This is a genomic window from Phyllobacterium sp. 22229 (genome assembly GCF_052056495.1).
GTDB lineage: Bacteria > Pseudomonadota > Alphaproteobacteria > Rhizobiales > Rhizobiaceae > Phyllobacterium > Phyllobacterium myrsinacearum.
Genome location: NZ_JBQEPA010000017.1, coordinates 26,758 through 39,875, shown reverse-complemented (window position 1 = coordinate 39,875; position 13,118 = coordinate 26,758). Strand labels below are relative to the sequence as shown.

Below are 13,118 nucleotides of genomic sequence, written 5' to 3'. Positions count from 1 at the left end.
ACATACGGACACAGTGCCGTGCTGCAGAACGTGGGAACTCTAGAATGGAAATTCAAGCAGATTTTTTACAGGCCGGCTTTCAGGCGCTCGGCGACAAGCGGGGCGAAATAGGTCAGGATACCGTCGCAGCCGGCACGCTTGAACGCCAGCAGCGTTTCCATCATCACCCGTTCCTCATCGATCCAGCCATTGGCGCCAGCGGCCTTGATCATCGTGTATTCGCCGGACACCTGATAGGCGAATGTCGGAACGCGGAATGTCTCCTTGAGCCGGTGGATGATGTCGAGATAGGGCAGGCCCGGCTTGACCATCAGTGAATCCGCGCCTTCCGCCAGATCCTGCTCCGCCTCGCGGATCGCCTCGTCGGTGTTGGCCGGGTCGATGTAATAGGTCTTCTTGTCGCCCTTGAGGCGTCCCGACGTGCCGATGGCTTCGCGATAGGGGCCATAGAAGGCCGAAGCGAACTTGGTGGCATAGGCCATGATCGCCACATCCTGGAAACCATTCTGGTCCAGCGCCTCGCGGATGGCGCCGATGCGGCCATCCATCATGTCGGATGGCGCGATGATATCGGCACCGGCGGCCGCCTGCAGCACGGCGCCGCGGGTGATCTGCGCCACCGTCTCATCATTGACGATGATACCGTCACGCAAGATGCCGTCATGGCCGTGGCTGGTGAACGGGTCGAGCGCCACATCGGTGATCATGCCGATTTCCGGCACCGCATCCTTGATGGCGCGGGTGGCACGGTTGATCAAATTGTCCGCATCGAGAATGCCCGATCCCGTCTCGTCGCGCAGCGCCGGGTCGATATTGGCGAAGGTGGCAATGGCCGGAATGCCAAGCTTTGCGGCGCGTTCCGCCTCGCGCGCGGCCATATCCACAGAAAAACGCTGCACGCCCGGCATGGCGGCAATATCTTCGCGGCGATTCGTTCCCTCGCACAGAAAGATCGGCCAGATCAGGTCATTCACCGTCAGCTGGTTCTCCTGAACCAGGCGGCGCGACCAGTCGGCTTTGCGCATGCGGCGCAGGCGGCGGCTCTGCGTGATTTCATCGACGGTCCTGCCGGTGCTGGCATGAAAAGGGGAAACTTTGTTCATGATGGCTGCCTTATCCGCGTGCGGCGGACTTTCTGCTGTTGTTTAGAAGTGTTTTAACAGGCTTCCCCGCGTGGACCAAGATGCTTGGCAACAGATGTGATCCATTGACGCGGTGCGCTGGAGTTTCCTAACCTCGCATCAAGGAATGAGGAGGGGTGCATGGAAATCGATTTCGGCGGCGAAGGCGAAATAGTCTTCGAAACCAGGGGCAGGGCGGGACTGGTCCGTTTGACGCGCCCGAAAGCCCTCAATGCCCTGACCCCGGTCATGGTCCGGGCGATGCATCGCGCCCTCCAGGCCTGGGCTGTCGATCCCGACATTGCCTGCGTCATCGTTGAAGGGGAAGGCCGCGCCTTTTGTGCGGGCGGCGACATCCTTGCCGTCTACCATGCGGGGCAGGCGGGCAAGCCGCTCTATGAGTTCTTTTACGATGAGTACCGGCTCAACGCCTTTATCCGCCATTTTCCGAAACCCTATGTTTCCCTGATCGACGGCATCGTCATGGGTGGCGGCGTCGGCATTTCCGTGCACGGCTCGCACCGGATCGTCACGGAAAACGTCATGTTTGCCATGCCGGAAGTCGGGATCGGCTTCTTTCCCGATGTGGGCGGCAGCGCCTTCCTGCCGCATTTGCCCGAGCATTTCGGCACCTACCTTGCCCTGACCGGCAATCGTATCCGCCAGGGTGACTGCCTGCAGAGTGGCATTGCCACCCATGCCATCCGGGCGCAGGACAAGGATGCGATCCGCGACAGCCTGATCAAAACAGGCGACCCGGCGGAAGCCCTGCACGGTAAAACGATCAATCCGGACTATGAAACCAGTGAAAAAATACGCGATATGATCGGCGTGCTCTTCGATTCGCAAACGCTTGGCGGTTGTCTCATCCGCCTGGCTGCCGCCGGCGTGAACGGAAACGAGGATGCGCAGCGCGTTCTGGATATCGTCAGGACACGTTCTCCCACCAGCCTGCATGTGACATTCAGGCAGATCGAAGAAGGACGTGATCTCGACATGGATCAATGCATGCAGATGGAATACCGGATCCTGTCCCGAATGCTGGAAAACCATGATTTCTATGAAGGCGTCCGCGCGCTCCTGGTCGACAAGGACAATGCGCCGGTCTGGCAGCCGGCAACGGTCGAGGATGTGACGCCGGAGATGGTGGATGCCTATTTCGCGCCGCTGGGCGAGCGGGAATTGCAGCTTACATGATCGAGAAGCCCACCCATCTGCCCTTCGATTCGACGCTGGCCCAGACCGGATTCATCTGGCTGCTGCGCATTGTGTCACTCTATTGCCTTGCGGCCGGCGTCGGTTACTGGGTGCAGATCATGGGCTATTACGACGGGCTGCTCTGGCGCTTCGACCTGATGCCCTGGCAGTGGAAGGTGGCATCCGTGTCGCTGGCCATGCTGTTTCCCGTGGCGGCAACCGGGCTTTGGATGATGGTTTCGTGGGGTCCCGTGATCTGGTTCGTGGCCGCCGCGGGCGAGACGCTCATGTTCACGGTGTTCTGGGAATACTTTTATTACCGGCCTGCCATCGCCGTTATCCATGGCTGTGTCGCCTTGCTCTATATCGCCTTCCGCATCGTGCTTTTGCTGCAGAAACGCCAGCAGGCCATGCCGCAGCGGTAAGTCTTCATTAAGCCTGAAATTGCATGCCTCGTGGTAAGGTACTGTTAAGTCTGAGTTTTAATTCGAATTTTATGCGTATTCGATAGTGTTGCCTCAACGGTGAGAAAAATACACCGAAACAACAGTGAGGCAGGTATTATGAACAACATACAGAGAAAGTCTGGCACGAGCCCGCATGCGACCGTCAATGATACAGCATTGCGGACTCTTTATCTTGAAGCACTTCAGTTGGTTGAACGTCTGCATCGTCGTCTACTTGACGTTGTCAAAGATGAATTCGACCGCAACGGCCGCAGCGACATCAATGCCATCCAGGCATTGCTGCTTTTCAACATCGGCAATGCTGAACTGACCGCTGGCGAATTGCGCAGCCGCGGCTACTATCTCGGCTCGAACGTGTCCTACAATCTGAAGAAACTGGTCGAGCTTGGCTTCATCTCCCACGAGCGTTCGCGCACCGACCGCCGTTCGGTTCGTGTCAGCCTGACGGAGAAGGGCAATGAAGTAGCCGAACTCGTGGCCGGTCTCTACGAGCGTCATGTGGCTTCGATCGAGCACGTCGGCGGCATCAAGGCGGAAGAATTCCAGTCGATGAACAAGGCGTTGCAGCGCCTGGACCGCTTCTGGAACGACACCATCGCCTACCGCATGTAATCCTCGATGCCGTCTGTCAAACAAAAGCCCGGCTTCGCATGATGGCGAAGGCGGGCTTTGCTGTGCGCCTGCGGGCCAAAAGTCATCAATCCGCCATAATGGCGTGGAAAGGCGATCCGAGTTATTCCATAATTCAGTGAAGCTTAAATAGCGGCCTTCGCAAGGGCTGATCGGCGCTTGAACCATCACGATAACGCGATCAGTGCAAAAGTTGCTGTTTGTTAAGGGTGTTCCTGATAATTTTGGAAACCATAATCCGTGTTCTGCGTTATGAGGCGACGGGTTGGTTACGGAACTTCCAATTGGGTTGGGCAATACTATGAAGAAACTTGGATCATCGGGGCTTGATCGCCGCACATTCCTTACGGGCGTGGCAACGGCTGGGCTGGCCGCCATTGCAACATCCGCCTGGGCGGAGGATGCGGCAATCAACGACATCCTGGCTTCTCCACGCCGCGGCAACTGGGATGACCAGTTCGACGCACGCTCCAGCGCCCACGCCAAGGTGGCCAGTTTCCAGCCGATTGCCAGCCCCGAGACGGTGTCCTTCGTTCAGGCGGCCATCAACAGCTACAGCCAGATCGTTGCCAATGGCGGCTGGCCGAACGTGCCGGTGACCACCAAACTGCAACTCGGCGTTGTCGATCCGTCGGTTTCCATCCTGCGCAAGCGTCTGATGGTATCGGGCGATCTGTCCGCGAGCGCCGGCATTTCCAATTCATTCGACACCTATGTCGATGCGGCTGTGAAGCGTTTTCAGGCTCGTCATGGCCTTCCCGCCGATGGTGTCATGGGCCAGTTCACCATTGCCGCCATGAACATTCCGGCCAATATCCGGCTCGGCCAGCTGCAGACCAATCTGGAGCGCGTGCGCACGCTTGCCGCTGCCAACCAGGGCGCCCGCTATGTCATGGTCAATATTCCCGCCGCGCAGATCGAAGCCGTCGAGGGCGGCCGCGTCGTGCAGCGCCACACGGCCATTGTCGGCAAGATCGACCGCCAGACGCCGATTCTCGACTCCAAGATTTCCGAGGTCATCCTCAACCCTTACTGGACGGCACCGAAGTCGATCATCCAGAAGGATATTATTCCGCTGATGCGCAAGGACCCGACATACCTCACGCGCAACAAGATCCGCCTGTTCAACGAACAGCGTCAGGAAGTGCCGCCGGAAAGCGTCGACTGGAACACGGACGATGCGGTCAAGCTGATGTTCCGTCAGGACCCGGGCAAGATCAACGCCATGTCCTCGACAAAAATCAACTTCGCCAACCCCTATGCCGTCTACATGCACGACACGCCGCAGCAGGGCAATTTCAACAAGCTGATGCGCTTCGATTCGTCCGGCTGCGTGCGCGTTCAGAACGTGCGCGACCTCAATGTCTGGTTGCTGCGCAACACGCCGGGCTGGGATCGCCAGACCATGGATGCGACGATCAAATCCGGCGTCAACACGCCGATTGCCGTTGCCGATCCGGTTCCGCTGCATTTCGTCTATGTCAGCGCCTGGTCGACCGGCGACGGCGTCGTCCAGCTGCGCGACGATATTTACGAGCGCGACGGCCAGCAAGCCCTGTCGATCGGCACCAATACCTGATCGCTGTCCTTGAAGACACTGACGCAGCAAAGACCGCCTCCGGGCGGTCTTTTTGCATTTGAATGGTGGATGGCGGTTTCGGGCTAGTGCTTTTCGCCCACCGGCCATTGGCCTTGATCGTTTAAGTATGATAATGCGCCGGAAATACCTACTCACTCACTTAAGGCAAATGAGGGTCCAGGCACCATGTCGAATGCAAGCGCTTCTGTTGCAGATATATTTTTCAACGCATCACTCGAAGACATCGATCCGGAAATTTTTGGTTCCATCCGCAAGGAACTGGGCCGCCAACGCCATGAGATCGAGCTGATTGCCTCGGAAAACATCGTATCGCGTGCCGTGCTTGAAGCCCAAGGCTCGATCATGACCAACAAATATGCCGAGGGCTATCCGGGCAAGCGCTATTATGGCGGCTGCCAGTTTGTTGACATCGCGGAAGAACTGGCCATCGAGCGCGCCAAAAAGCTGTTCAACTGCGACTATGCCAATGTGCAGCCGAATTCCGGCAGCCAGATGAACCAGGCCGTATTCCTGGCACTGCTGCAGCCGGGCGACACGTTCATGGGCCTCGACCTCAATTCCGGCGGACACCTGACCCACGGTTCGCCCGTCAACATGTCCGGCAAGTGGTTCAATGTCGTTTCCTATGGCGTGCGCCAGGATGACAACCTGCTCGACATGGCGGAAATCGAGCGCCTGGCGCATCAGCACAAGCCAAAGCTGATCATTGCGGGCGGCACGGCCTATTCGCGCGTCTGGGATTTCGAGCGCTTCCGCCAGATCGCCGATGCGATCGGCGCCTACCTCATGGTCGACATGGCGCATATCGCCGGTCTCGTGGCTGCCGGTGTGCACCCGTCGCCGCTGCCGCATGCGCATGTCACCACCACCACGACGCACAAATCCCTGCGCGGCCCGCGCGGCGGCATGATTTTGACCAACGACGCTGACATCGCCAAGAAGATCAATTCAGCCGTGTTCCCCGGCCTGCAGGGCGGACCGCTGATGCATGTCATCGCCGCCAAGGCCGTGGCTTTCGGTGAAGCGCTGAAGCCGGAATTCAAGACCTATGGCCAGAATGTCGTGAACAATGCCCGTACCCTGGCAGAATCGCTGAAGAAGAACGGCCTCAACATCGTTTCGGGCGGCACCGACAACCATCTGATGCTGGTGGACCTGCGGCCCAAGAACGCCACAGGCAAGCGTGCGGAAGCCGCGCTTGGCCGCGCCAACATCACCTGCAACAAGAACGGTATCCCGTTCGACCCGGAAAAGCCGTTTGTAACATCGGGCGTGCGCCTGGGCACGCCGGCCGGCACGACGCGCGGTTTCGGCGCGGCCGAGTTCACCGAGATCGGCAATCTGATTTCGGAAGTTCTCGATGGCCTCAAGGTCGCCAATTCCGACGAGGGCAATGCAGCGGTTGAAAAGGCCGTGCAGACCAAGGTGGTCGAGCTGACCGGCCGCTTCCCGCTTTACCCCTATCTCGGACAGTAAGTCCGGCACAGAATTTGGAAAATGGCGGTACGCAAGTGCCGCCATTTTTGTTTGCGGCTGCAGGAGGAAGTGCGCGTCGAACCACACCAACCGTTTCTTTGACACACCGTTGCGGCCAGGGTGCTTTTATATCGTACCGAAAGCCACTATCTTCCCCTAGTGGAACGAATTTGACATCCGCACCCCGTTTGACATCACCCGCAACATGCGGATGTCAAATTCAAAGTTCCACTAGTATCATAGTCTTGCTAGTGGTCCTTTGATTCTGACATTTGCCTGAATGGCCTGTATCAAAGGGACGCAAATGTCAGAATCGGACCACTGCCGATTTCAGAATCATCTCCAGAAAGCCAAACGATGCGTTGTCCCTACTGCCAGTCTGAGGATACTCAGGTGAAAGATTCCCGCCCAGCTGAAGACGGGGCGGTGATCCGCAGACGGCGCATCTGTACCGTGTGCGGCGGACGTTTTACCACCTTCGAGCGCGTGCAGTTGCGCGATCTCAGCGTGATCAAGAAGAGCGGCCGCAAGGTGGCTTTCGACCGCGACAAGCTGATGCGCTCGGTCGAGGTGGCGCTGCGCAAGCGGCAGGTCGATCCGGAACGGGTGGAGCGCGCGGTGTCGGGCATCGTCCGCCAGCTCGAAAGCTCCGGTGAGCCAGAGGTCAGCTCCGATGAAATCGGCCGTCTGGTCATGGATGCACTCAAAGGCATTGATGACATCGCCTACATCCGCTTTGCCTCGGTCTACCGCAATTTCCGCGAGGCCAAGGATTTCCACAATGTGATCGACGAAATCACCGCTGGCGATGTTGCGTCCGATCCGGTCGAGGATGAATAAACCCCATGAACCCATCGGAGCAGAGTGCGCTTGACCGGCGCTACATGGCTGCGGCCATTCGCCTGTCACGCAGCCATCAGGGGCTGACGGGAACAAATCCGTCTGTCGCCACGCTGATTGTCGACCGCGACGGCGTCATTGCCGGGCGCGGCGTGACCGCCATCGGCGGGCGGCCGCACGCGGAAACCCAGGCTCTGGCCGAGGCTGGCGCGCGGGCGAGGGGCGCCACGGCCTATGTCACGCTGGAACCCTGCGCCCATCACGGCAAGACGCCGCCCTGTGCCGACGCACTGGTCACGGCCGGTGTCAGCCGCGTCGTTGCCGCCGCCAATGACCCGGATGACCGGGTGGCGGGCAGGGGCTATGCCATCCTGCGCAATGGCGGCATCGAGGTGGTGACAGGCGTTCTGGCGGCGCAAGCCGCCGACTATCTCGCCGGCTACCTGATTCGATCCTCGAAAAAACGCCCGGAAGTGACTCTGAAACTTGCGCTTTCTGCCGATGGCTATATCGGCAGGCACGGCACGGGCCAGATTGCAATCACCGGTCCCGTAGCGCGGGCGCAGGTGCATCTGATGCGGGCTGAGTCCGATGCCATTCTCGTCGGCATCGGTACGGCGTTGGCCGATGATCCCGTCTTGACCTGCCGCCTGCCGGGGCTGGAAAACCGTTCGCCGGTGCGCATCGTGCTTGACAGCAGGCTGCGTCTGCCCGTGGACAGCAAGCTGGTACAATCGGCGGGTAGCGTTCCACTCTGGATTGCCGCCAGTGCCCAGGCCGATCCGGCCAGGCGTCAGGCGCTGGTTGCGGCGGGCTGCCGCATGCTCGCGACCGAGACCGACTGCGGCGCAACCGCGCTACCGGAACTGCTCGACGATCTGGCGGCACAGGGCATCGCCACGCTGATGGTGGAGGGCGGTGCTGCCGTCGCTTCTGCGCTTCTGCAGGACGATCTTGTTGACCGCATTGCGCTTTTTGAAGGCCCGCTGGCCATCGGATCGGAGGGCGGCCTTGCAGTACCGGAACTTTCTTCCCATATCGCTCGTGACTTCACGCTGGCGCGGGATGAGCGCTTCGGTGACGATCGCTATCGCGAATACGTAAGACCCATTTGAGGAAGCATGCATGTTTACGGGAATAGTAACGGATATCGGCAAGGTAGGTCAGGTCAAGCCGCTCAATGAGGGCGTGCTTTTGCGCGTGGAGACCAATTACGATCCGCAGACGATCGAAATCGGCGCGTCCATCTCCTGTTCGGGCGTGTGCCTGACCGTCGTGACCTTGCCGGAAAAGGGCTCGAATGCCCGCTGGTTCGAGGTGGAAGCCTGGGAAGAGGCTCTGCGCCTGACCAGCATTGCCAACTGGAAGAACGGCACGCGCATCAATCTGGAACGCTCGCTGAAGCTGGGCGATGAGATGGGCGGACACCTTGTCTCCGGCCATATCGACGCCATGGCCGAGATCGTCAAGCGCGAGGATGAGGGCGATGCCGTCCGTTTCACGCTGCGGGTGCCGGAAGAACTGGCGCGGTTTATCGCGCCGAAAGGCTCCGTGGCGCTCGACGGCACGTCGCTGACGGTCAACGCCGTCGATGGCAATGAATTCGATGTGCTGTTGATCCGCCATTCGCTTGAAGTCACCACCTGGGGCGACCGCAAGGCCGGTGACAGGGTGAATATCGAGATCGATCAGATGGCGAGATACGCTGCACGGCTTGCAGAATATCCGAAATCAGCCTAGGACCACACGCAGAGGCGGAGCATCTTCGCCACCCCCATTGAGTTCTGGAGTTTTCCATGTCCAAAAAAAAGGCGCATGCGCCCCATCTGTTGATCGTGGAAGCGCGATTCTATGACGATCTGTCGGATGCCCTGCTGAACGGTGCCAAGCTGGCGCTCGACGAAGGCAAGGCAACCTATGATGTCGTGACCGTTCCCGGCGCGCTTGAAGTGCCCGCCGCCATTTCCTTTGCCCTCGATGCAGCGGAAGACGGCGGAACGGAGTATGATGGTTTTGTGGCGCTTGGTACGGTCATTCGCGGCGAAACCTATCATTTCGATATCGTTGCCAATGAATCCTGCCGCGCTCTGATGGAGCTTGCGGTGGAGGAAAGCATTGCCATCGGCAACGGCATTCTCACCGTCGAGGACGAAGAGCAGGCCTGGGCCCGTGCCCGCCGCGAGGACAAGGACAAGGGTGGCTTTGCAGCGCGCGCTGCCTTGACCATGATTGCCCTCAAGGAAAAACTCGGAGCCTGACCGGATGACTTCTGCCAAAGATGGGGCCAAAGATGGGCAAAGTCCCGCTGTAAAGCCCGCCAACAAGCGCGGCGTTGCCCGCCTGGCAGCGGTGCAGGCACTGTACCAGATGGATGTTGCCGGAACCGGCGTGATCGAGGTGGTGGCGGAATATGAAGCGCACCGTCTCGGCAAGGAAGTCGACGGGACACAGTATCTGGATGCCGATCCGCAGTGGTTCCGCGCCATTGTCGCCGGTGTCGTTGCCGAGCAGACATCCCTCGATCCGATGATCCGTCAGGCCCTGACCGAGGATTGGCTGCTGTCACGGCTCGATTCCACGCTGCGGGCGATCCTGCGCGCCGGTATCTGGGAACTGAAGAACCGCCCGGATGTGCCGACGGCGGTTATCGTTTCGGAATATATCGACATTGCCAAGGCTTTCTACACGGAAGACGAACCCAAACTGGTGAATGCCGTGCTCGATCGTCTGGCCTTCGAGTTGCGCGGTGAAAGCCGCGGCGCGAAGAACCCGCGCGGCTGACATCCATTCATTGAGATTGGCGGGCACCCCCCTTTGTCCTGCAGCGCAGAGGGGGTGTTCCATCGTGCCTGTTGGCAAGCTTATCCCAACCCTAAGCCGCCTCAGCGAAAGGCCTTGACCTTTTCGCATCCGCTTCGTTACTCCTAGTACATACGGTCGCGTTTCTGCCGGCCTGGCAGATTTTGCGTGCCGTACCGAACCTGACCTGGGGAGGGGTATTTTTCGGGTCAAAATCTGAGGGAGTGGCATGACTATACTGTTTCTCGTCATCGCCTGCGGTCTGCTGTCTGTCGTTTACGCTTTCTGGGCTACCCAATCGGTGCTCGCAGCGGACCAGGGCAATGCGCGCATGCAAGAAATCGCCGGTGCAATCCGCGAAGGTGCACAGGCCTATCTCACACGTCAGTATACCACGATCGCCATGGTTGGCGTCGTTGTCTTTCTAGCAGTCTGGTACCTCTTGTCTTCCACCGCGGCAGTCGGCTTCCTGATCGGTGCCGTCTTGTCGGGGCTTGCCGGTTTCATCGGCATGCACGTTTCCGTCCGTGCCAATGTGCGCACGGCACAGGCGTCATCCCGCAGTCTGGCAGCCGGCCTCGAGATCGCGTTCAAATCCGGCGCGATCACCGGGATGCTCGTGGCCGGTCTCGCCCTTCTGGGTGTCTCGGTCTATTATTACATCCTGACCGGCCCGATGGGCCATCTGCCCGCGGACCGCATTGTCATTGACGCTCTTGTCTCCCTCGGGTTCGGTGCGTCGCTTATTTCCATCTTCGCCCGTCTTGGCGGCGGCATCTTCACCAAGGGCGCGGACGTTGGCGGCGATCTCGTCGGCAAGGTCGAAGCCGGAATTCCCGAAGATGATCCGCGCAATCCGGCGACTATCGCCGACAATGTGGGCGACAATGTCGGCGACTGCGCCGGTATGGCCGCCGATTTGTTTGAAACCTATGCGGTGACCATCGTTGCCACCATGGTTCTGGGTGCCATCTTCTTCGCCGCAACGCCCGTCCTGAGCACCGTCATGCTCTATCCGCTCGCCATCTGCGGCGCCTGCATCATCACCTCGATTGCCGGGACATTCTTCGTCAAGCTCGGTGCGAACAACTCGATCATGGGCGCGCTCTACAAGGGCCTCATCGTGACGGGTCTTCTATCGATTGCCGGTCTTGCCCTTGCCACGTCGATGACCATCGGCTGGGGTGAGGTGGGGATTGTGGACAAACAGTCGATCACCGGCATCAACCTTTTCTATTGCGGCCTTGTCGGGCTTGTGGTGACGGGGTTGATCGTGGTGATTACCGAGTATTATACCGGCACCAACAAGCGCCCGGTCAATTCGATTGCCCAGGCGTCGGTGACCGGCCACGGCACCAACGTCATCCAGGGGCTGGCCGTTTCGCTTGAATCGACGGCGCTTCCGGCACTGGTGATCGTCGGCGGCATCATTTCGACCTACCAGCTGGCCGGGCTCTTCGGCACCGGTATCGCCGTCACCGCCATGCTCGGCATTGCCGGCATGATCGTTGCGCTCGACGCGTTCGGTCCCGTGACTGACAATGCGGGTGGTATTGCAGAAATGGCGGGACTTGATCCGGAAGTGCGTAAATCCACGGACGCGCTTGATGCCGTTGGCAACACGACGAAAGCCGTGACCAAGGGTTATGCCATCGGTTCGGCCGGTCTGGGCGCACTGGTGCTGTTTGCAGCCTATTCCAACGATCTGAAGTTCTTCATCAGCGAGGCGAACAAGGATGGTTCGACGGCCTTCTCCTATTTCAAGGGAATAGGCGCCGTATCGTTCGAGCTGTCCAATCCCTACGTTGTCGCCGGTCTGATCTTCGGCGGTCTCATCCCCTACCTCTTCGGCGGTATCGCGATGACGGCTGTTGGCCGGGCGGCGGGTTCCGTGGTGGAAGAGGTGCGCAGGCAGTTCCGTGAAAAGCCGGGCATCATGGCCGGTACGGAGCGGCCGGACTATGCGCGGGCGGTGGATATTCTCACCCGTGCCGCCATCAAGGAAATGGTCGTGCCATCGCTGCTGCCGGTATTGGCGCCGCTTGTGGTCTATTTCGGCGTGCTTTTGATTTCCGGTTCGAAAGCTTCGGCCTTTGCCGCGCTTGGTGCTTCACTTCTCGGCGTGATCATCAATGGCATTTTCGTTGCCATTTCGATGACGTCAGGCGGCGGTGCCTGGGACAATGCCAAAAAGTCCTTCGAAGACGGCTTTGTCGACAAGGATGGCGTTCGTCATATGAAGGGATCGGATGCCCACAAGGCCTCCGTGACCGGCGATACCGTCGGCGATCCCTACAAGGATACGGCGGGCCCTGCGGTCAATCCGGCGATCAAGATCACCAACATCGTGGCCTTGCTGCTGCTGGCGGTGCTTGCGCACGGATAAGCCTCTGGCCCAGTCAAAGAAAAACCCGCGAAATCCTGTTTCGCGGGTTTTTGTTTTCAGTACGGAACTTACTGGCCGGGAGGTCCGCCTGCGCCAATGGAGCCGGGAGCCTTGCCAACGCCCGCCAGCAGCTGGCCGAGAAACGAAAGATCCTTGCCGCCGGTTGGCGTGGTGCGCGAGATGAAGTCGAAAACCTTGCCGTCCTGCAATCCGTAGTTGGAAATGCTGGCAACCTTGCTCTTCTGGTCGAAATAGACCGCCAGAATGCGGCGTTCGGTCACCTTCGGCTGCATGAAGGCGACGCTGCGTTTGCGCTTCTGGGAAATGTAATAGAAGACTTCGTTGTCGAACGTTGCCGTCGATGAAGGGCTGCCAAGCGACAGGATGACCTGCTCGCGGCTGGACCCGACCGGAACGAACGCCAGCGCCTTCTCGTCAAGAATATAGCCTTCCGAGAATGTTTCGGATGGGTTGAGGTTGGCGGTATTACAGCCGGCAAGCCCTACGACAAAAAACAGAGTTCCGGCGAGAAGATAGTCCCGGGAACGATCGGCCTTGAAAATCCGCTGCAACAACGACATCTCCATTTCAATAGTGGGCGC

Annotated in this window: 13 protein-coding genes; 11 read left to right on the top strand and 2 right to left on the bottom strand. The window is 59.3% G+C overall.

All coding sequences use genetic code 11. The features are described 5' to 3' along the window. Positions 1–65: 65 nt before the first annotated feature. Complete coding sequence (hemB, locus tag ACTJJ7_RS19685; protein ID WP_105735621.1) at positions 66–1,103, bottom strand: porphobilinogen synthase; 1,038 nt, start codon at positions 1,101–1,103, stop codon at positions 66–68. Positions 1,104–1,262: 159 nt separating this feature from the next. Here hemB and ACTJJ7_RS19680 point away from each other — a divergent pair, with 159 nt between their 5' ends. The 11 genes from ACTJJ7_RS19680 (at position 1,263) to ACTJJ7_RS19630 (ending at position 12,516) form a co-directional block, all read left to right on the top strand. Further along, the gene (locus ACTJJ7_RS19680; protein WP_130269130.1) at positions 1,263–2,318 is read left to right on the top strand and encodes an enoyl-CoA hydratase/isomerase family protein; all 1,056 of its coding nucleotides are present in this window, start codon (positions 1,263–1,265) and stop codon (positions 2,316–2,318) included. Beyond that, on the top strand, positions 2,315–2,743 hold the full coding sequence (locus tag ACTJJ7_RS19675) for a DUF6163 family protein (RefSeq protein WP_105735617.1): 429 nt from the start codon (positions 2,315–2,317) through the stop codon (positions 2,741–2,743). The genes ACTJJ7_RS19680 and ACTJJ7_RS19675 overlap by 4 nt, the downstream gene beginning before the upstream one ends. Positions 2,744–2,881: 138 nt before the next feature. Next, positions 2,882–3,397 (top strand): transcriptional regulator LdtR, encoded by a 516-nt coding sequence (gene ldtR / locus ACTJJ7_RS19670; RefSeq protein WP_105735615.1) that lies wholly within the window; start codon positions 2,882–2,884, stop codon positions 3,395–3,397. Positions 3,398–3,704: 307 nt separating this feature from the next. Beyond that, on the top strand, positions 3,705–4,994 hold the full coding sequence (locus ACTJJ7_RS19665; protein WP_425374689.1) for a L,D-transpeptidase family protein: 1,290 nt from the start codon (positions 3,705–3,707) through the stop codon (positions 4,992–4,994). Between the two features lie 186 nt (positions 4,995–5,180). Beyond that, positions 5,181–6,491 (top strand): serine hydroxymethyltransferase, encoded by a 1,311-nt coding sequence (glyA, locus tag ACTJJ7_RS19660; protein ID WP_440968556.1) that lies wholly within the window; start codon positions 5,181–5,183, stop codon positions 6,489–6,491. A 357-nt stretch (positions 6,492–6,848) separates the two neighbouring features. After that, positions 6,849–7,331 carry a transcriptional regulator NrdR gene (gene nrdR, locus ACTJJ7_RS19655; RefSeq protein WP_105735609.1) on the top strand — a complete coding sequence of 161 codons (483 nt, stop codon included), beginning with the start codon at positions 6,849–6,851 and terminating at the stop codon, positions 7,329–7,331. Between the two features lie 5 nt (positions 7,332–7,336). Beyond that, complete coding sequence (gene ribD / locus ACTJJ7_RS19650; RefSeq protein ID WP_105735607.1) at positions 7,337–8,446, top strand: bifunctional diaminohydroxyphosphoribosylaminopyrimidine deaminase/5-amino-6-(5-phosphoribosylamino)uracil reductase RibD; 1,110 nt, start codon at positions 7,337–7,339, stop codon at positions 8,444–8,446. Positions 8,447–8,456: 10 nt separating this feature from the next. Further along, on the top strand, positions 8,457–9,071 hold the full coding sequence (locus ACTJJ7_RS19645; RefSeq protein WP_105735605.1) for a riboflavin synthase: 615 nt from the start codon (positions 8,457–8,459) through the stop codon (positions 9,069–9,071). 56 nt (positions 9,072–9,127) lie between these two features. After that, positions 9,128–9,589, top strand: coding sequence for a 6,7-dimethyl-8-ribityllumazine synthase (gene ribH, locus ACTJJ7_RS19640; protein ID WP_105735603.1), 462 nt, complete (start codon positions 9,128–9,130; stop codon positions 9,587–9,589). A 4-nt stretch (positions 9,590–9,593) separates the two neighbouring features. Further along, the gene (nusB, locus tag ACTJJ7_RS19635; RefSeq protein ID WP_440968555.1) at positions 9,594–10,112 is read left to right on the top strand and encodes a transcription antitermination factor NusB; all 519 of its coding nucleotides are present in this window, start codon (positions 9,594–9,596) and stop codon (positions 10,110–10,112) included. Between the two features lie 247 nt (positions 10,113–10,359). Further along, positions 10,360–12,516, top strand: coding sequence for a sodium-translocating pyrophosphatase (locus ACTJJ7_RS19630; protein WP_440968554.1), 2,157 nt, complete (start codon positions 10,360–10,362; stop codon positions 12,514–12,516). A gap of 68 nt (positions 12,517–12,584) precedes the next feature. On the opposite strand, the gene ACTJJ7_RS19625 is transcribed toward ACTJJ7_RS19630, so the two are convergent. Next, positions 12,585–13,091 carry an outer membrane protein assembly factor BamE gene (locus ACTJJ7_RS19625; RefSeq protein ID WP_105736132.1) on the bottom strand — a complete coding sequence of 169 codons (507 nt, stop codon included), beginning with the start codon at positions 13,089–13,091 and terminating at the stop codon, positions 12,585–12,587. Between the last annotated feature and the right edge of the window lie 27 nt (positions 13,092–13,118).